Genomic DNA, 17,470 nt, shown 5'->3' with positions numbered 1-17,470 from the left:
TCACTCCAGTGGGGGCATTGGGGGAAGCGCCTGGCATCTTCGCACGGCGACTGCCTGTCACGTCAGCGCCCGCGTGGATCGGCGATACTCGGGTTCAGGCAACCGCCCGCGAGGAGTCCATGAGCGAACCGGAAAAGCGCATCGCCCTGTTGATCGACGCCGACAATGCGCCGGCCTCGAAGATCGACGAGGTGTTGGCCGAAGTGGCCCGCTATGGGGTGGCCAACGTGCGCCGCGCCTATGGCAACTGGAAGAGCCCGCGACTGAAGGGGTGGGAAGCGGTGCTGCATGAGTATGCGATCCGTCCCATCCAGCAGTTCGCCTACAGCAAGGGCAAGAATGCCTCGGACATGGCGATGGTGATCGATGCCATGGACCTGCTGTACGCGCGCAACCTGGATGGCTTTGCCATTGTCTCCAGCGATGCGGACTTCACCCCGATGGTGATGCGCCTGTTGACCGATGGCGTGAAGGTGTACGGTTTCGGCGAGAAGAAAACACCCGAGCCGTTCGTCAACGCGTGCTCGAAATTCACCTACCTGGAAGCACTGGGCCAGACCCACGCCAGCGTGCCGGATACCGAACAGGCATCCAGCGAACAGGCCTCGAACGAGCCGCTGGCCAACGACGATGCGCGCCCGCGCAAGAGCGGTGCGGAAATGCGCAGCGACACGCGGCTGGTGAAGATGCTGCGCCGCGCGGTGTCCGCGGCCGAGGGCGAGGATGGCTGGTCGCACCTCGGCCCGGTCGGCAGCCAGATCGGCAACCAAGCGTCGTTCGACCCGCGCAACTATGGCTACGGCAAGCTCAGCGATCTGCTGGCAGCGATCGGCCTGTTCGAACTGAAGAAGGATGGCAAGTCGTCCTACGTGCGCGCGCTGCCGAAAAAGAACCGGTAATGCCGGCCGCTGGCCAGCAAGGAACCGGTAGTGCCGGCCGCTGGCCGGCAATCCCCGGATGCCAGATCCCGCATCCGGCATGCACACACCCCGCCCGATCAGGGGTATCGTTGCCGCTCGCATTGCCAGCAAGGAATACCCGCATGTTGAAGATCTGGGGCCGTCGCAATTCCAGCAACGTCCGCAAGGTGCTGTGGTGTGCCGAGGAAATCGGCCTGCCGTACGAGTCCATCGAGGTCGGTGGCAGCCACGGCGGCACGCAGACGCCGGAATACCAGGCGATGAATCCCAATGGCCTGGTACCGGTGATCGAAGACCACGGCCTGCCGCTGTGGGAATCGAACGCCATCGTGCGCTACCTGAGTGCGCGCTACGCGCTGGGCACGCTGTACGCCGAAGACCCGATGGAACGCGCCCAGGCCGAGAAGTGGATGGACTGGAGCACCTCGCGCATGGCGCCGCTGTATACCGACCTGATCTGGGGCATCATGCGCACCGCCCCGGCCGACCGCGACGAAGCGCGGATCAATGCCGCCATCGTGCGCGCCGGCGACTACCTGGCGATGGCCGATGCCACCCTGGCCAAGCAGCCGTGGCTGTCCGGCGAGACATTCGCGATGGGTGACATCCCGCTGGGCTCGCTGATCTATGCCTGGTTCGAACTGCCGATCCAGCGTCCGGAACTGCCGCACCTGGCCGACTGGTACGCCCGTCTTCGCGAGCGCCCCGCCTACCAGCGCGGCGTGATGTCGCCGCTGACGTAAGCGAAAGCGTCCGGGGTCGGATCCCACCCGACGGGTAGGCTCTGACCCCTCAATAAAGATCCGTCGGATCCACATCCAGCGACCAGCGCACCTTGCGTGCTTCCGGCAGCGCATACAGCTGCGGTACCAGTTGCGAAAGCACCCCGTGCAGCGGTGGCCGCTGCGCGGCAGACAGCAGCAGCTGGGCGCGCTGGTAACCGGCGCGCCGTGGCATCGGCGCCGGCATGGGTCCATAGGCTTCCACCACGTCCTGCTCGCCCAGCAGCTGTCGCGCTGCCAGCAGGAATGCATTGGCATGCTCCACCTGCTGCGCTTCGGCGCGCATCAGCGCCAGATGCGCGAACGGCGGGAATCCTGCGGCCTGGCGCTGGTTCAACTCGGCCTGCGCGAACGGGTGGTAGCCACCGCTGACCAGGGTCTCCAGCAGTGGGTGCCCCGGGTGATGCGTCTGCAGCCAGACTTCGCCCGGGTCGCGCGCGCGTCCGGCGCGACCGGCGACCTGGATCAGCTGCTGCGCCAGTTTCTCGCTGGCGCGGAAGTCGGCGGAGAACAGGCCCTCGTCGATGCCGACCACCACCACCAGGGTCAGCTTGGGCAGGTCGTGGCCCTTGGCCAGGATCTGCGTGCCGACCAGGATGCCGGGCTGGTCGCCCAGTTTCGCCAGCTGTTGTTCCAGTGCATCGCGTCGCGAGGTGGTGCTGCGGTCGATGCGCACCACCGGGAAGTCGGCGAAGGCGGCGGTGAGATGTTCTTCCAGGCGCTCGGTGCCGATGCCCTGCGGTTGCAGCGCCAGACTCCCGCACGCGGGGCATGCCAGCGGCGCCGGTTGCCGCGCACCGCAGTGATGGCACTGCAGGCGACGACCGCCGCCATGCACGGTCATCGGTGCATCGCAGCGGTTGCATGGCGCGGTCCAGCCGCAGTCGTGGCACAGCAGTACCGGCGCATAGCCACGGCGGTTCTTGAACACCAGCACCTGCTGGCCGCGCTGCAGGTGCTCGCCAATGCCGGCCAGCACGTCGGCCGAGAGGCCGTCATGCAATGGTCGCTTGCGCACATCAAGGATGCGCACGCGCGGTGGCCGCGCATCACCGGCACGCTGCTTCAGGCGCAGGTGGGTGTAGCGCCCGGCATAGGCGTTGTGCAGCGTCTCCAGTGAAGGCGTAGCGCTGCCCAGCAGCACCGGAACGCCCAGCGCCTTGCCCCGGACCAGGGCGAAATCGCGTGCGTGGTAGCGGATGCCATCCTGCTGCTTGTAGCTGCCGTCATGCTCCTCGTCGACGATCAGCAGGCCGGCCTGCGGCAGCGGCGTGAACACCGCCGAGCGGGTGCCGACGATTACCCGTGCCTCGCCGCGCGAAGCCGCCGCCCAGACCCGGGCGCGCTCGTTGTCGTTCAACCCCGAATGCAGTGCATGCACGGCGATGCCGAGGCGGCCGCGGAAGCGTGCCAGGGTCTGCGGGGTGAGGCCGATTTCCGGCACCAGCACCAGCGCCTGCTTGCCTTGGGCAAGGCAGTGGATGATGGCCTGCAGGTAGACCTCGGTCTTGCCGCTGCCGGTTACGCCATCCAGCAGGAACGGTTGGAAGCCCTCGACTGCGTTGATCGCCGCCACGGCCTCTGCCTGCTCCGTGTTGAGGGTGGGGCCAGGCAGTGGCTGCGCGTGCTGCGGAGCGACGCGCAGCGCCACGCGTTCGGCCAGCTCGCGCTTGGCCAGGCTGCGCGCGGCGGTGCGCCAGTCGTCCATGCGTTCGCCCAGCACGTCCTCATCGACGATGGCGTCGGCCAGCAGCTCGGCCAGCTGCCGGGGGCGGCTGCCGGCGCGCAGTCTTTCGCGCTGGGCGCGGCCTTCGGCGGTCAGCTGCCAGCCCCAGTGATGGGTGTCGGGCAGGGCGTCGCCATGGCGCAGCGGGCCCGGCAGGGCGGTGCTCAGCACCTCGCCCAGTGGCGCATGGGTGTAGCGCGCCAGCCACTGCAGGCTGTGCCACAGCTCGCCCTGGAGCAGCGGTTGCGGGTCGCACCAGGCCAAGGCCTGGCGCAGTCCCTGGCCGTCATCGGTCTGGCCGTGCCCCACCACCACGCCGACCAGCTCGCGGTTGCCGAACGGCACCTTCAGGCGGCAGCCGACCGCGACCGTGGGGCCATCGCCCTCTGGTGACAGGTAGTCGAACAGGCGCGGCAGCGGGACGGGCAGGGCGACCTGCAGGGTCGGAATGGGTGAAAGCATCGGGCCAGTGTAACGGGCCATGCGCGCGCGGATGGCAGGGGCCAGAGACAACCGGGGAGCCCTCGTCGAATCATAATGTCACCTAAATATCGGTGTCCATTGGAGATTCAGTCTTATCCACATGTTCTGTGGATAACGTTGTGCGTTACCGGTCGACGGGAACGCAGGAGGCCGATGGCGACGAGCTCACGCTTGGGTTGGTCAAAAAATCGCCACACTTCAAAGTCATTCAAAATCAACAACTTGGGTGTGAAACATTGCTGAAACAGAGTGAATTCAGCTGGATGCCGCAGTTTTCCCCGAGGCGGGCGTGGTGCTGTGCACAACCTGCAGCACGAAGTGCCTGCGCGCGCAAGTCCTACGGGTGCCGATGGGCTGCCGCTATCATGCCGGCAGACCTTTGGAGTGACCGATGACGGCTGTGCCCGCCCCTGTTTCCTCGACCGCGGCCGGCGCGCTGTCGGCGTTCCTGCGCGGCGTCGAGCGCCGCGCCCTGGTGGTGGCTGAGCTGCAGTGCGGCGATGCCGCGCGAGCCGAGCAGACGCTGGTGGCGGTGATGCGCGCCTTCGCCGCGGTCGCCAGCGACCTGCCGATGGCGCAGTGGCCGATCCGCTTCTGGACCCTGCTGGGCCAGCGCCAGGCGCTGCGCGAGCCGGTGGGCGGCCAGTGGCTGCCGCCATTGGCCGCGCTGGGCGAAATGGGGCCGCTGCCGCGCTTGGCGCTCCTGCTGCGGGTGGGCGGCAGTCTGGACGAGGGTATCGCCATGCGCGTGCTCGACCAGGACGAAGCGGGCTACCAGCACCTGCTGGCCGATGCCTGCCCCCGTGATGCGCACGGCCAGCCCGATGCGTCGGCATGGCGCCAGCTGGCCGAACAGGTGCAGCTGCGCATCCGCGACCTGCCGGCCAAGCGCCTGCAGCAGCTGCAGCAGCCGGCTGCGCCGGCCGCCAGCAATGAAGCTCCCGCGACCAGCTGGCGCGCACCGCAGCGCGATGATCGTGCGGCCGCCCAGGGCAAGCGGCGGCGTCCCAATGCCAGGCCGCGCTGGCGCGGCCCGGTGATCCTGCTGGTGACGGTGGCGGTGCTGTTGGCCGCGGCACTGGGCTGGCGCTACTGGCAAGGACATTCATCCGGTAGCGACGCTCCACTGCCGGAAGGGGTAGTGGGCGAAGCTGGCCCGGTCACGGTGGAAGCGCTTCCGCCGAGCAAGGTCAATGCCACGCCGGATGCGACCCCGGCCCAAGCTTCCGACGACGCCATGATGCTGGCCGACCGCGACTATCCGCTGGTGGCCGATGCCGATCTGTATGCCTGGACCGCCGCCGGCGGCCCGTTGCCGGTGGACGAATCGCAATCCAGGCCGAGCCGGCCCGAGCCGGCCAGCGCCACGCTGGAAACCGCTGCCGCCGATGAATAAGACCCTGTTCGCCAGCCTGCTGCTGGCCCTGCCGTTGTCGCTGTCCGCCGCGCCGCAGACCTTGAGCGTGCCGCTGCCGCCGCCAGTGCCGGGCAGTTCACCGGCGGCTCCCGCTCCGGCCACCACAAACACGACGCCCGCTGCGTTCACCCAGCTCGACGCCCAGCAGCAGCGTCAGCGCCGTGCCGACTACGCGGCCTGGCGCGCCCTGCCGGAGAGCGAGCGGGAGCGCATCCGGCAGGCTGCGGCGCGGTTCAATGCGCTGCCGGCGGACCAGCAGCAGCGCCTGCGCGAGCAGTTCCAGGCGCAGGACCAGGCCTTCCGCGAGGGCTGGCGGCTGGGCCCGCAGCTGGGACTGGAGTTCCCCAAGCTGCACGGCCTGTTCGGCTTCGTGCCACCGGAACAGCGCGAGGCCGCGCTGGCCGTGCTGCGTCAGCTCAGCCCGGCGCAGCTGGCCCAACTGAGCCTGGTCGCGCAGCGCACGCCACCGCAGGAGCGTGACACGGTGCGAGGCGCGTTCCTCGCCGTGCCGGCCGCCGAGCGCGACGCCTGGCTCAAGCGCCAGGCCGGCCAGTAAACAAAGGGGACGGAGGGGATTAAGTCGTGTTCGGCACAGTCGGGCTTGAAACGACTTAATCCCCTCCGTCCCCTTTTTCTGTTCGTAACGCGATCGCAACGCGTGATGCCGGGGCCTGCCGGAACCCAGCATTCACGCCATGTCATGGGAATGCGCGCGCTGCGCGCGTAAGATGACCGGCCGCAACCCGGTGCCTGTGCCCTTCGCGCGCAACCGTAGTTCGCGTCAAGCACCTTATGTCTACTGCAACCTCCACGCCGCGCTTCAGCAAGGAAGTCGGCGCCACCGGTCTGCTCGCCCTGCCGCTTGTGCTCGGGCATGTGTCCACCGGTCTGATCTCCTTCGTCGACAACGTCATTGCCGGCCACCACGCCACCGCGACCCTGGCCGCGGTGACCATCGGCACGGCGCTGTTGTGGCTGCCGATGCTGATCCCGATCGGCACCCTGATCTCGCTCACCGCCTCGGTATCGCAGCTGCACGGCGCCGGCCGCGAGCGCGAAATCGGCCCGCTGTTCCGCCAGGCGTTGTGGCTGGCGCTGGGCCTGGGCCTGATCATGTTCACCTTCCTCACGGTGGTGCCGCCGCTGCTGCCAGCGTTCGGGATCGCGCCGGACATCGTGCCGGGGGCGACCGCGTTCCTGCACGCGGTGCGCTGGGGCGGGCCCGCACTGACCCTGTACTTCTGCATGCGTTACCTGAGCGAAGGCATGCACTGGACGTTGCCGACCATGCTGCTCGGCTTCGGCGGCCTGCTGGTGCTGGCGCCGATGGGCTACGTGCTGGCCAACGGCAAGCTCGGTTTCCCGGAACTGGGTGCGGAAGGCCTGGGCATCGCTTCGGCGGTGATGATGTGGCTGCAGGCCACGGCGTTTGCCCTCTACCTGTGGCGCACCAAGCGCTTCGCCCACCTGCAGCTGTTCTCGCACTTCGAAGGACCGCGCTGGAAGGCGATCTGGGACCTGCTGCGCACCGGCCTGCCGATCGGCATTACCGTGCTGATGGAAGGCGGCCTGTTCATCGTCACCGCGCTGCTGATCGGCCGCCTGGGTGCGAATGAAGCGGCCGCGCACCAGATCGCGATCAACGTGGCGCAGCTGTGCTTCATGATCCCGATGGGCGTGGCCGAGGCCACCACCGTGCGCGTCGGCCATGCGGTTGGCCGTGGCGATGGCTTCGGCGTACGGCGTGCGGCCTGGGCCGGCTACGCGATCATCATGGGCACGCAGACGCTGTCGGCGGCGGTGCTGCTGTTCGGCCACGATGCCATCGTCGGTGTCTACACCAACGACCTGGCGGTGGCCGGCCTGGCCTCGACGCTGCTGCTGTACGCGGCCACCTTCCAGTTCCCGGATGGCATCCAGGTACTGTCGGCCGGCGCGCTGCGCGGCCTGAAAGACACCCGCGTGCCGATGTTCATCGCCATGTTCGCGTACTGGGGCCTGGGCATGCCGCTCGGCGCCGGGCTCGGCCTGGGCCTGGGCATGGGCCCGCAGGGCATGTGGATCGGCCTGATCGTTGGCCTGACCGCCGCTGCCATCCTGATGGGCTGGCGCCTGCGCCGCAGCAGCCTGCGCATCGGCCAGTCGATGTTGTCCTGACCTTTGCGCCCGTCATGCCGACCCATGGCGGGCGATCCCCTGACTTGTGTCCGATGCCGCATCACGCGGCACCGGCTATGCTGGTACCACGGCAAGAAGCCATCCGGAGCGTTCCATGAATCAACCCGTGCCCCCGCTGCCCCCGGCGCGTCGCAACCCCGTCGCCAGTTTCTTCATCGGGCTGTGGGACGTCATGAACTTCACCCGCCGGTTGATCCTCAACCTGCTGTTCTTCGGCCTGCTGTTCCTGCTGCTGGTGATGTTCGTCATCGCGGCGGGCATGGGCGCCGGTGCCAGCAAGTCGCTGCAGGACCGCACCACCCTGGTGATCGCCCCGGAAGGCCGCCTGGTCGAGCAGTTCAGCGCCGACCCGGTCAGCCGCGCACTGGCCAAGGCGGTGGGCGACAACGGCGCCGAAGAGATCCAGCTGCGCGACCTGCTGCGGGTGATCGAGTCGGCCAAGGAAGACAAGAAGATCGAGCGCGTGGTGCTGGAGCTGGACAAGCTGCAGCCGTCCGGCTTCGCTTCGCTGCGTGAAGTGGCCACCGCGCTGCAGGACCTGCGTGCCTCCGGCAAGCAGCTGGTGGCCTACAGCGAGAGCATGGGCCAGTCGCAGTACCTGCTGGCCGCACAGGCCGACGAGGTCTACCTGGATCCGATGGGGTCGGTGGTGCTCGAGGGCCTGGGCCGCTACCGCCAGTACTTCCGCACCGGCCTGCAGGACAAGCTGGGCGTGGACGTGCACCTGTTCAAGGTGGGCGAGTACAAGTCCGCGGCCGAGCCGTACGTGCTCGATGCGGCCTCGCCGGCCTCCAAGGAAGCCGACCTGTTCTGGATGAACGACGTGTGGCAGCGCTATCTGGCGGACATCGCCAAGGCGCGTCGCCTGGACCCGGCACAGCTGGCCGCCGGCATCGACACGCTGCCGGAAGGCATCGCCGCCGCCGGTGGCGACCTGGCCAAGTTCGCCCTGCAGCAGAAGCTGGTGACCGCGCTGAAGACCCGCGAGGAGTTCGAGGATCTGATGATCGAGCGCGGCGTGGCCGACGACGATGCCGACGGTGGTTTCCGCAACGTCGACTTCGGCACCTACCTGGGCCAGCTCGATGCGCGCCGCAACCCGGTGGACAGCCGTCCGCAGGTAGCGGTGGTTGTGGCCGCCGGCGAAATCAGCGGCGGCGATCTCCCGGCCGGCCGCATCGGTGGCGAATCGACCTCGGCGCTGCTGCGTGCCGCGCGTGACGACGAGAACGTGAAGGCGGTGGTGCTGCGCGTGGATTCGCCGGGCGGTGAAGTGTTCGCCTCCGAGCAGATCCGCCGCGAAGTGGTGGCCCTGCAGGCCGCCGGCAAGCCGGTGGTGGTGTCGATGGGCGACCTGGCCGCCTCCGGTGGCTACTGGATCAGCATGAATGCCGATCGCATCTATGCCGATCCGTCGACCATCACCGGTTCGATCGGCATCTTCGGCATGGTGCCGAACTTCAGCCGCGCGCTGGACAAGATCGGCGTGCACACCGATGGTGTCGGCACCACCCGTTTCGCGGGTGCGTTCGATGTCACCCGCCCGATGGATCCGGCCGTGGGCCAGGTCATCCAGTCGGTGATCAACAAGGGTTACGCCGACTTCACCGGTCGCGTCGCCGACGCCCGCAAGAAGCCGGTCGAGGCCGTCGACGAAGTGGCGCGTGGCCGCGTGTGGAGCGGTGCGCAGGCCAAGGAACGTGGCCTGGTCGATGCCTTCGGTGGCCTGAAGGATGCCGTGGCCGATGCCGCCAGCCGCGCCAAGCTGGGCAAGGCCGATGCCTATCGCGTGCGCTACATCGAGAAGGCGGCAACGCCGTTCGCGCAGTTTGTCAGCGGTTTCGCCGGCAGCCGTGCCGGCGCCTGGATGCTGTCCGACTCGGGCATGGCGCGGATGGTGCTGGCGCGCACGATGCCGGAAGTGGATACGCAGCTGCGCTTTGTCGAGAACGCGGCGCGCGAGAAGGGCAACGGCACGCCGGTGAAGGCGCTGGCCTACTGCTTCTGCGGGTTCTGATCGGCAGCGGTGACAAATGAAAACGCCCGGCCCTGGCCGGGCGTTTTCGTTGGTGGGGTCGGATCCCTTTGCCCCGCAAAGGGCTCTGACCCCACAGGTCACTGCGTCGCGTCGGCCTCGGCCTTGCGTTCGCGTGCGTCGGCCTCTTCCACCGCTTTCTGCGCGCCCTTGGCGCGGTCCAGCGGTTCCTGCATCGCACGCGACATCGCTTTGGGCACCGGTGGCTTCTCCGGGTCCGGCGTCGGCGGCCGCTGGCAGGCCACCAGCAGCACGCCGGCCAGCAGGGACGAGAACAGGGTCAGGATGCGCATGGCGGCTCTCCGCAGTGGGCGTACGCGCAGTGTCGCATTCTCGGCAGAGGGCCGCCGTGAGCGCGTATCCTTGCCGCATCGAAATGCAGCGGGCGCGGCCCCGGAGGACACATGACCCAGCAACGGTGGCGCCTGGACGGGCAGACCGCCCTGATCACCGGTGCCAGCGCCGGTATCGGCCTGGCCATCGCGCACGAACTGGCCGGCTTCGGCGCGGACCTGATGATCGTCGGGCGCGATATCGACATGCTGGAGACCGCGCGCGACGAGCTGCTGGATGTGTATCCGCAGATGCAGGTGCACGCGCTGGCCGCCGATGTCTCCGACGACGAGGACCGCCGGCAGATCCTGGACTGGGTGGAAGACCACAGTGATGGCCTGCACATCCTGGTCAACAATGCTGGCGGCAACGTCACCAAGGCGGCCACGGAGTATTCAGAGGACGAATGGCGGAAGATCTTCGAGACCAACCTGTTCTCGGCGTTCGAGCTGTCGCGCTACGCGCATCCGCTGCTGGCTCGCCACGCATCGTCGTCGATCGTCAACGTCGGCAGCGTGTCCGGCCTGACCCATGTGCGCAGCGGCGTGGTCTACGGCATGAGCAAGGCCGCGATGCACCAGATGACCCGCAACCTGGCCGTCGAGTGGGCCGAGGATGGCATCCGGGTCAATGCAGTGGCGCCGTGGTACATCCGCACGCGGCGGACCTCCGGTCCGTTGTCGGACCCGGATTACTACGAGGAAGTGATCAACCGCACGCCGATGCGTCGTATCGGCGAGCCGGAGGAAGTGGCCGCCGCGGTGGGCTTCCTGTGCCTGCCGGCAGCCAGCTATGTCACCGGTGAGTGCATCGCGGTGGATGGCGGCTTCCTGCGCTACGGGTTCTGATCTTTCAGCGGGTAGTGCCGGCTGCTGGCCGGCAACTGCAATCATCTGAAGATCCTGTGGTTGCCGGCCAGCGGCCGGCACTACCGGGTGGCGGTCACCCCGGTACCGGGCAGTTGCTGGCCTCCAACACCGCCTGCAGCCGCTCGCGTTCACCGCGCGCGGTATCGCGGTTTTCCGGTGCGGCGAAGCGTTCACGGCCGCGGGCATCGCGGAAGCGCTGCTGCCAGCTGCCGCATCGCTGTGCTTCGGGAAGTTCCTCGCAGCGGTCGCGCACGACTTCGCAGCCGGCCGCGTTCATCGGCGTGACCCCGCCCAGGCCCTGCACCGTCATCGGTTCGCAGCGACCAGGTGATGCCTCGTACTCGTGCAGATAACCACCGCCCTGTCCGTCGGTGCACTGGAAGATCGGGGGAAGCGGCGGCTTCGGTGGACCGTTGCCTGCTTCGGCACGGGCATCGGCATCACGGCGCAGGGTCGCACTGTCGAGAATCTGGTTGGCACCTTCGCGTTCAACCATTCCCGCTTCCATGATGGTGCGTCCTTCGTCCGCACGTCGTGGTTTCGCTGGGGCCGCAGGGGCAACGGCCGGTCCGGCCGGCACCGGCGCGGGTGTTTCGACGGGGGCGGGTGCAGGTTCCGCAGCCACAGGTGCAGCGGCAGCCGGCTGCGGGTTGGCCGGGCCGGGCACGCGCAGCACCTGCTGCTTGCTGCCGGTGGGGCACGGCGTGCGCTGCAGGGTAGGGACGTCACTACTGCTGGAGGTACAGCGGTAGATCACGCCCTCTTCGGCCAACGCGCTTCCGGGCAGCAGCGCCAGAAGCAACCAGATCAGTCTGTTCATGCTCACAGCGTACAGGCTGCGCTCAACGCTGGCAGTCGCGTGACAGGCGCGCGTCGATGCCACGCTGTTCGTTGTTGATGGCGGTGCGCTCGCTCTGCAATGCGCTGTTGTAGCGACGGTCCAGTTCCCAGCGGCGGTCGCGCAGGCGCGCACAGACCTGCTGTGGCGGCAGCGCGTGGCAGCTGTCGCGCACCAGCACGCTGCCGGCCGGGACCTGCACGCCTACGCCGACGGCGGGCGGCCGATAACCGGGACCCTCGCCGACGGGCGGACCGATCGGTGTGCCGATGGCCGGGCGCGGACCCGGGTACGATGGGCCCCGATGCCCGTGTGGCAGCCAGACGCTGGTCCACAACGGCACCCAACGCGGATTGCCCTCGTTGCTGTCGCTGGTATAGCGCTGGCCATCGTCGCGCACGCATTCGTAAAGCGGCTGGGGCGGCTGGATGTAGACGTGGCGGACCTCGCGGTCACGCATCACCGGAGATTCGTCCGGCGGTGCGGGCGGCGCATCGCTGCGCACCACCCGCGGCGCTGGATCGCGCGGGCGCTGCAGGTCGCGGACTTCCTGGCGGCCGCTGCTGCAGGGCCTGTCCTGCAGGGCCACGGCGCCGTTGCTGGCGACGCAGCGGTAGACCCGCACATCCTCGGCCGCCGGTGCCGTCGATGGCAGCAGCAGGCACAGGCCCAAAGCGGTGCGCAGCAGGTTCATGACGGCAGGGTGCGCGATTGTCCGGGGCAGCGCAATCGGCCGCTCAGGAGCGCAGCACGTTGCCGCTGAGCGCGTCGCGGATCGGGGTGGGCTGGGCCAGGCCGCCGGTTTCGCCATCCAGGATGCCATCAAGCAGGCGCAGCAGGCGTGGATCCAGTTCTTCGCGGCGGCGCGCCGGTGGTTCGCCGGCCAGGTTGGCGCTGGTGGAGACCAGCGGGCCTCCCCAGGCACGGCAGAGTTCGGCCACCAGCGGGTGGGCGCTGATGCGCACGGCGATGCCGCTGTGCTCCCCGGTGACCCACGGCTGGGCACGGGGTCCGGCCGGCAGGATCCAGGTGTTGGCGCCGGGCCAGCTGGCCAGCACCGCGCGCTGGCGTGCGTCCGGCAGGGCCTGCAGGCGCACCCAGCCTTCCAGCTGCGCCAGATCGGCCGCGACCAGAATCATGCCTTTTTCGATCGGGCGTTGTTTCAGTCGCAGCACCATGTGCACCGCCGCCTCGTGCGAAGGGTCACAGCCCAGGCCCCAGACCGCTTCGGTCGGGTAGGCGATCACGCCGCCCGCACGGAGCGTGGCGACAGCAGAGTCCAGGGTGAGTTCTTTCATGGCGGCGACCGGCCCGGCGTGGGCCTTCATTATCCCCCTGCTGCGTGCAGAAGGGGTGGACCCTGGCACCCGGTAGTGCCGGCCGCTGGCCGGCATCTGATGCTTCTGGGGCTGCCGGCCAGCGGCCGGCACTACCCCTCATCCACGTATGGCGTGGAGTTACTTCGCGGCCTTCTTGACGGCCTTCTTCGCCGGGGCCTTCTTCGCGGCGGCCTTCTTTACTGCTTTCTTGGCCGCGGCCTTCTTGGCAGGCGCTTTCTTTGCAGCGGCCTTCTTCGGCGCCGCTTCCTTCTTCACTGCCGCCTTCTTGGCCGGGGCTTTCTTCGCAGCGGCCTTCTTGGCACCGAAGCCCTTGCGCACCGGCTTGCCGGTTTCTTCCATCAACTGCTGCACTTCAGCCAGGGTCAGCGACGCAGGTTCGCGATCCTTGGGGATCTTGCCGTTCATCCTGCCGTCGCTGATGTACGGGCCGAAGCGGCCGTTCAACACCTGGATGTCGCTGCCCTCGAACTCCTTGATGATCCGGTTGCGCGCGATCTCTTCCTTCTCTTCGATCAGGAACACGGCGCGCGCCAGGTCGATGGTGTACGGGTCGTCCTCCTTCTTCAGCGAGGCATAGGTGCTGCCGCGCTTGGCGAACGGGCCGAAGCGGCCGATGCCGACGCTGACCGGCTCGCCGTTGTCCTCGCCCAGTGCGCGCGGCATCAGGAACAGTTCCAGCGCGTCTTCCAGGGAAATGGTGTGCATCGACTGGCCGGGGCGCAGCGAAGCGAACTTCGGCTTCTCCTCGGCATCTTCGGCGGTGCTGCCGATGGCGGCATAGGGCCCGAAACGGCCCAACCGCACGCTGACCGGCTTGCCGGTCTTGGGGTCGGTGCCGAGCTCGCGCGCGCCACTGGCCTCGGCGCGGTCGACCGATTCCTTCTTGTCTTCGACCAGTTCCTTGAACGGTTCCCAGAAGCGCGACATCAGCGGGATCCAGTCTTCTTCGCCACGCGAGACGGCATCGAGCTCGTCTTCAAGCTTGGCGGTGAAGTCGTAATCCACGTACTGGGTGAAGTGGCTGGACAGGAACTTGGACACCGCGCGGCCCACATCGGACGGGCGGAAGCTGCGGCCTTCCATTTCCACGTACTTGCGGAACAACAGGGTCTGGATGATCGAGGCGTAGGTCGAGGGACGGCCGATGCCGTACTCTTCCAGCGCCTTCACCAGCGCCGCTTCGGTGTAGCGCGGTGGCGGCTGGGTGAAATGCTGTTCGGCCTGGATGCGTTCCAGCGGTACGCGGTCGCCGGGCTTCATCGCCGGCAGCTTGCGGCCTTCGTCCTCGTCCTCGGCACTCTTGTTGTCCTTGCCTTCCTCGTACACGGCCAGGAAGCCGGGCACGACCACGGTGGTGCCGCTGGCGCGGAACACGTGTTCGCTGCCGGCCGACAGGTCGACGCTGACCGTGTTGAGCGTGGCCGGAATCATCTGGCAGGCCACTGCACGCTTCCAGATCAGCTCGTACAGGCGGCGCTCGTCGTCGGTGAGGAAGCGTGCGACCTGGGCCGGGGTGCGCAGGGCCGAGGTCGGGCGTACCGCTTCGTGCGCTTCCTGGGCGTTCTTCGACTTGGTCTGGTAGGTGTTGGGCTGGTCGGGCAGCGAGGCGATGCCGTAATCACGGGCGATCACGTCGCGGATCTCGGCCAGCGCATCCTGCGACAGGTTCACCGAGTCGGTACGCATGTACGAGATCAGGCCGACGGTGCCTTCGTCACCAATCGCCACGCCTTCATACAGCTTCTGCGCCACCTGCATGGTCTTGCGGGTGGTGAAGCCGAGCTTGCGCGAGGCTTCCTGCTGCAGGGTGGAGGTGGTGAACGGCGGCGCCGGGCGGCGCTTGCGCTCCTTGCTGGCCACGTCGGTGACGTGCAGCGAGCCCTGCGCGGCCTGCTGGATGCGCATCCGCGCCGCTTCAGCGGTGTCGCCATCGGTGATGGTGAACTGCTCGAACTTCTGCCCGTCCAGCTTGATCAGCTTGGCGTTGAAGTGCTGCGACGGGTGCGCGCACTCGGCGGCGATCGACCAGTACTCGCGGGCGATGAAGGCTTCGATCTCTTCCTCGCGCTCGACGATCATGCGCAGCGCCGGGCTCTGCACGCGGCCGGCGGACAGGCCGCGCTGGACCTTGCGCCACAGCACCGGCGACAGGTTGAAACCGACCAGGTAATCCAGCGCGCGGCGCGCCTGCTGGGCATCGACCAGGTCGCTGGCGATCGCGCGCGGCTGGCTGATGGCTTCCTTGATGGCGCGCGGGGTGATCTCGGTGAACACCACGCGCTGCATCGGCTTGTCCTTGACCAGCCCGCGTTCCTTCAGGATCTCGGCGATATGCCAGCTGATCGCTTCACCCTCGCGATCCGGGTCGGTCGCCAGCAGGATGTCGTCGGCGCCCTTGGCGGCCTTGGCGATCGCGTCGACGTGCTTCTCGTTCTTGTCGATCACGTCATAGTGCATGGCGAACCCGTTGTCCGGGTCGACCGCGCCTTCCTTCGGAATCAGGTCACGCACATGCCCATACGAGGCCAGGACGGTGTAGTCCTTGCCGAGGTATTTGTTGATCGTCTTGGCCTTGGCCGGCGATTCGACGATGAGCAGGTGCTTGGGCATGGCAGCAGGGTCTGTGGGGCGAACCGTGGGGAAGGGGCCGCTAGGGTGGAGCAAATGGCCGCATTAGTGAAGCGGCCACGCGCAAATCCATAAACTGAACGCCCGGTAATGTGCCGGGCGTTCAGGTTTCACCTTATTAGAGGAATCACGCCCGGCCAGCCCGTGTCAAGCAGCCAGCCGTGAGGATGGCCGTTCAGGAGGCCATCTTGGCGATGAAGCCGACCGCGAACACCAGCAGCGCCAGGCCCACCAGCGACAGTACCGCCGTCAACACCAGTACCAGCACGGTGACGGTGCCCAGCTCGCGGCGCTGCAGGTGGGGCTGGTCGGTGTAGGCCCAGCGGTCGACCACCAGAGTGTCGCAGATCATGTCGTGCAGGCCCTGCTTGCGTTCGGTGAAGGCCGCCATCAGGAAGCCGATGCCGAGGGTGAAGCTGCTCAGCAGCATGGCCCAGTAACGACCGAACGCGCGGGCCTTGGTCAGGCGCTCGCCGTTGCCGCGGACGACCTTGATGCCGACCGCCATCTTGCCCAGCGTGGCGCCGCCCTTCGATGCATGGAACCAGGTGTAGTACGCCATGCCGATGCAGAGGTTGATCAGGGCACTGGCCAGCTGGGCCACGATCTCGATGGCCGATTCGCCACTGCCCACCGCGCCCATGCTGGCGCCCAGGATCGCACCGAGGATGGCCCCGATGATGCTGCCGGGGATGACCAGCACGAAGTAGTCGATCATGTAGGCCGCCACGCGCTTCCAGAAGCCTGCGTAGACCACTTCACCGCCAACCACAGGCTGTGCGTGGCCACCGCTGCCGACGGCGGCTGGAGCGCTGTATGGCGAGCTGCTGAGCGCGCCGGTGCCGGGCAGCGGTGCGGTGCCGCTGTCGATGGCGGCATAGTCGCTGCGCAGGTCGAACCCGCCGCTGCTGGTGGCCGTACTGGCATCGGCCAGCGTCTGCAGGCCGAGCTCGTCGACCACCTGGCGCAGTGCAGCCCACTGGGCCATGCCCTCGCGCCAGACCAGGGTGTCCAGGTTCAACTGGCCGCGCTGGAAGCGCTGGCGGATCTCCTGGACCGGCAGCGGGCCCTGGCGTTGCTGTCCTTCGGCGTAGTACCACTCAGTCATTGCATGTTCCCTGTTGAATCATCCTTGGAGGTGCTGGCGTGCGCGTGGCTCAGCCGCGGCACGTCGGCGGCAGGTACTTGTCGTTGCTTTCGCCACTGCATTCCCAGCGGCCGCTGTCGCGATCGTATTCCAGCCACAGCAGGTCGCCGTCGATGCCCTTGCCTGGTACCGCCAGCGTTGCTTCGATGCCGCAGTGACCGTTGTTGAAGCGGCCGATGTTCACCGCCGACAGGCCCGCGTTGGCGAAGTCGCCCGGGGCCGGGAAGCCGGCGTCATTGGCACCCGGGCAGCGGCCTTCGTCATCGGCGAAATGCTGCACCTGGTCCTTCAGCGGCTGCAGCGCGGCCACGGCGCCGGCGACTTTGCTGCGCACGGTGTAGTCGTTGTAGGCCGGCAGCGCGATGGCGGCCAGGATGGCCACGATCGGGACCAGTACCAGCAACAGGGCACCACCGATGATGGCGGTCAGCGCACAGCCGGACAGCTTCTTTTTCGGTGCCGGCAGGACGGTGGCCGATGCACTGGCGGCGTAGGGCGTGGACGCCGGCAGTACCGGCGGCTGCGGCGGAGGCGGTGCGACGGGTTCCGGTTCCGGTTCGGGTTCGACCGGCGGTACGGCGGCGTCCAGCGCCGGCACGATCAGGCCGAGTTCGTCCACGACGGTGCGCAACGGCTGCCATTGCGGCAGTCCGTCGCGCCACACCAGGGTGTCCAGGGTGATCTGGTTGTTGCGGAACAGCTCGACCAATTGTTCCGCCGGCAGCGGACCTTGCTGCCGGTTGCCTTCTGCATGGAACCACTCGCTCACGGGGA

Annotated in this window: 15 protein-coding genes; 7 read left to right on the top strand and 8 right to left on the bottom strand. The window is 67.9% G+C overall.

The window, feature by feature from the left end:
* The first annotated feature begins 119 nt into the window (after positions 1-119).
* Both AC5P9N_RS05585 and AC5P9N_RS05580 read left to right on the top strand, forming a co-directional pair.
* Positions 120-899, top strand: a complete 780-nt coding sequence (locus AC5P9N_RS05585; RefSeq protein WP_099484471.1) for an NYN domain-containing protein — start codon at positions 120-122, stop codon at positions 897-899.
* Positions 900-1,042: 143 nt separating this feature from the next.
* A complete protein-coding gene (locus tag AC5P9N_RS05580) occupies positions 1,043-1,663 on the top strand; it encodes a glutathione S-transferase family protein (RefSeq protein ID WP_005414615.1) in 621 nt (206 codons plus the stop codon).
* A gap of 49 nt (positions 1,664-1,712) precedes the next feature.
* Here the strand turns inward: AC5P9N_RS05580 and AC5P9N_RS05575 are convergent, their stop codons facing one another.
* A complete protein-coding gene (locus AC5P9N_RS05575; RefSeq protein ID WP_099484486.1) occupies positions 1,713-3,890 on the bottom strand; it encodes a primosomal protein N' in 2,178 nt (725 codons plus the stop codon).
* Between the two features lie 412 nt (positions 3,891-4,302).
* Here AC5P9N_RS05575 and AC5P9N_RS05570 point away from each other — a divergent pair, with 412 nt between their 5' ends.
* From AC5P9N_RS05570 to sppA, 4 genes are all read left to right on the top strand, one after another.
* On the top strand, positions 4,303-5,307 hold the full coding sequence (locus AC5P9N_RS05570) for a hypothetical protein (protein ID WP_005411207.1): 1,005 nt from the start codon (positions 4,303-4,305) through the stop codon (positions 5,305-5,307).
* Entirely contained in the window at positions 5,300-5,884 is a 585-nt protein-coding gene (locus tag AC5P9N_RS05565; protein ID WP_076739646.1) for a DUF3106 domain-containing protein, read from the top strand. The genes AC5P9N_RS05570 and AC5P9N_RS05565 overlap by 8 nt, the downstream gene beginning before the upstream one ends.
* 236 nt (positions 5,885-6,120) lie before the next feature.
* Positions 6,121-7,485 carry an MATE family efflux transporter gene (locus tag AC5P9N_RS05560; RefSeq protein WP_005411205.1) on the top strand — a complete coding sequence of 455 codons (1,365 nt, stop codon included), beginning with the start codon at positions 6,121-6,123 and terminating at the stop codon, positions 7,483-7,485.
* Between the two features lie 115 nt (positions 7,486-7,600).
* Positions 7,601-9,523 carry a signal peptide peptidase SppA gene (gene sppA / locus AC5P9N_RS05555; protein ID WP_099484469.1) on the top strand — a complete coding sequence of 641 codons (1,923 nt, stop codon included), beginning with the start codon at positions 7,601-7,603 and terminating at the stop codon, positions 9,521-9,523.
* A 98-nt stretch (positions 9,524-9,621) separates the two neighbouring features.
* Here sppA and AC5P9N_RS05550 read toward each other — a convergent pair whose 3' ends face one another.
* Positions 9,622-9,834, bottom strand: coding sequence for a hypothetical protein (locus tag AC5P9N_RS05550; protein WP_208180466.1), 213 nt, complete (start codon positions 9,832-9,834; stop codon positions 9,622-9,624).
* A 111-nt stretch (positions 9,835-9,945) separates the two neighbouring features.
* On the opposite strand from AC5P9N_RS05550, the gene AC5P9N_RS05545 reads away from it, so the two are divergent.
* Positions 9,946-10,722: an SDR family oxidoreductase gene (locus AC5P9N_RS05545; RefSeq protein WP_005411202.1), complete on the top strand. Its 777-nt coding sequence runs from the start codon at positions 9,946-9,948 to the stop codon at positions 10,720-10,722.
* A 94-nt stretch (positions 10,723-10,816) separates the two neighbouring features.
* On the opposite strand, the gene AC5P9N_RS05540 is transcribed toward AC5P9N_RS05545, so the two are convergent.
* The 6 genes from AC5P9N_RS05540 to AC5P9N_RS05515 form a co-directional block, all read right to left on the bottom strand.
* Positions 10,817-11,563, bottom strand: a complete 747-nt coding sequence (locus AC5P9N_RS05540) for a hypothetical protein (protein WP_005411201.1) — start codon at positions 11,561-11,563, stop codon at positions 10,817-10,819.
* A gap of 22 nt (positions 11,564-11,585) precedes the next feature.
* Positions 11,586-12,275 (bottom strand): DUF4124 domain-containing protein, encoded by a 690-nt coding sequence (locus AC5P9N_RS05535; RefSeq protein ID WP_049396406.1) that lies wholly within the window; start codon positions 12,273-12,275, stop codon positions 11,586-11,588.
* Between the two features lie 43 nt (positions 12,276-12,318).
* The gene (gene tsaC, locus AC5P9N_RS05530; protein WP_005411199.1) at positions 12,319-12,909 is read right to left on the bottom strand and encodes an L-threonylcarbamoyladenylate synthase type 1 TsaC; all 591 of its coding nucleotides are present in this window, start codon (positions 12,907-12,909) and stop codon (positions 12,319-12,321) included.
* A gap of 129 nt (positions 12,910-13,038) precedes the next feature.
* Positions 13,039-15,531: a DNA topoisomerase I gene (locus tag AC5P9N_RS05525; protein ID WP_005411198.1), complete on the bottom strand. Its 2,493-nt coding sequence runs from the start codon at positions 15,529-15,531 to the stop codon at positions 13,039-13,041.
* Positions 15,532-15,724: 193 nt separating this feature from the next.
* Positions 15,725-16,657 carry an RDD family protein gene (locus AC5P9N_RS05520; RefSeq protein WP_005411197.1) on the bottom strand — a complete coding sequence of 311 codons (933 nt, stop codon included), beginning with the start codon at positions 16,655-16,657 and terminating at the stop codon, positions 15,725-15,727.
* Between the two features lie 49 nt (positions 16,658-16,706).
* Positions 16,707-17,465: a pilin gene (locus AC5P9N_RS05515; protein WP_005414606.1), complete on the bottom strand. Its 759-nt coding sequence runs from the start codon at positions 17,463-17,465 to the stop codon at positions 16,707-16,709.
* Positions 17,466-17,470: the final 5 nt, after the last annotated feature.

This window comes from Stenotrophomonas sp. YJH_SMC_6, assembly GCF_059371335.1.
The sequence above is the reverse complement of the archived record's forward strand: the minus strand, read 5'-3'. Positions and strand labels throughout refer to the sequence as shown.

Coding starts and splice junctions, on each gene's coding strand:
- AC5P9N_RS05585 (WP_099484471.1), top strand. CDS start 120: ATGAGCGAACCGGAAAAGCGCATCGCCCTGTTGATCGACGCCGACAAT.
- AC5P9N_RS05580 (WP_005414615.1), top strand. CDS start 1,043: ATGTTGAAGATCTGGGGCCGTCGCAATTCCAGCAACGTCCGCAAGGTG.
- AC5P9N_RS05575 (WP_099484486.1), bottom strand. CDS start 3,890: ATGCTTTCACCCATTCCGACCCTGCAGGTCGCCCTGCCCGTCCCGCTG.
- AC5P9N_RS05570 (WP_005411207.1), top strand. CDS start 4,303: ATGACGGCTGTGCCCGCCCCTGTTTCCTCGACCGCGGCCGGCGCGCTG.
- AC5P9N_RS05565 (WP_076739646.1), top strand. CDS start 5,300: ATGAATAAGACCCTGTTCGCCAGCCTGCTGCTGGCCCTGCCGTTGTCG.
- AC5P9N_RS05560 (WP_005411205.1), top strand. CDS start 6,121: ATGTCTACTGCAACCTCCACGCCGCGCTTCAGCAAGGAAGTCGGCGCC.
- sppA (WP_099484469.1), top strand. CDS start 7,601: ATGAATCAACCCGTGCCCCCGCTGCCCCCGGCGCGTCGCAACCCCGTC.
- AC5P9N_RS05550 (WP_208180466.1), bottom strand. CDS start 9,834: ATGCGCATCCTGACCCTGTTCTCGTCCCTGCTGGCCGGCGTGCTGCTG.
- AC5P9N_RS05545 (WP_005411202.1), top strand. CDS start 9,946: ATGACCCAGCAACGGTGGCGCCTGGACGGGCAGACCGCCCTGATCACC.
- AC5P9N_RS05540 (WP_005411201.1), bottom strand. CDS start 11,563: ATGAACAGACTGATCTGGTTGCTTCTGGCGCTGCTGCCCGGAAGCGCG.
- AC5P9N_RS05535 (WP_049396406.1), bottom strand. CDS start 12,275: ATGAACCTGCTGCGCACCGCTTTGGGCCTGTGCCTGCTGCTGCCATCG.
- tsaC (WP_005411199.1), bottom strand. CDS start 12,909: ATGAAGGCCCACGCCGGGCCGGTCGCCGCCATGAAAGAACTCACCCTG.
- AC5P9N_RS05525 (WP_005411198.1), bottom strand. CDS start 15,531: ATGCCCAAGCACCTGCTCATCGTCGAATCGCCGGCCAAGGCCAAGACG.
- AC5P9N_RS05520 (WP_005411197.1), bottom strand. CDS start 16,657: ATGACTGAGTGGTACTACGCCGAAGGACAGCAACGCCAGGGCCCGCTG.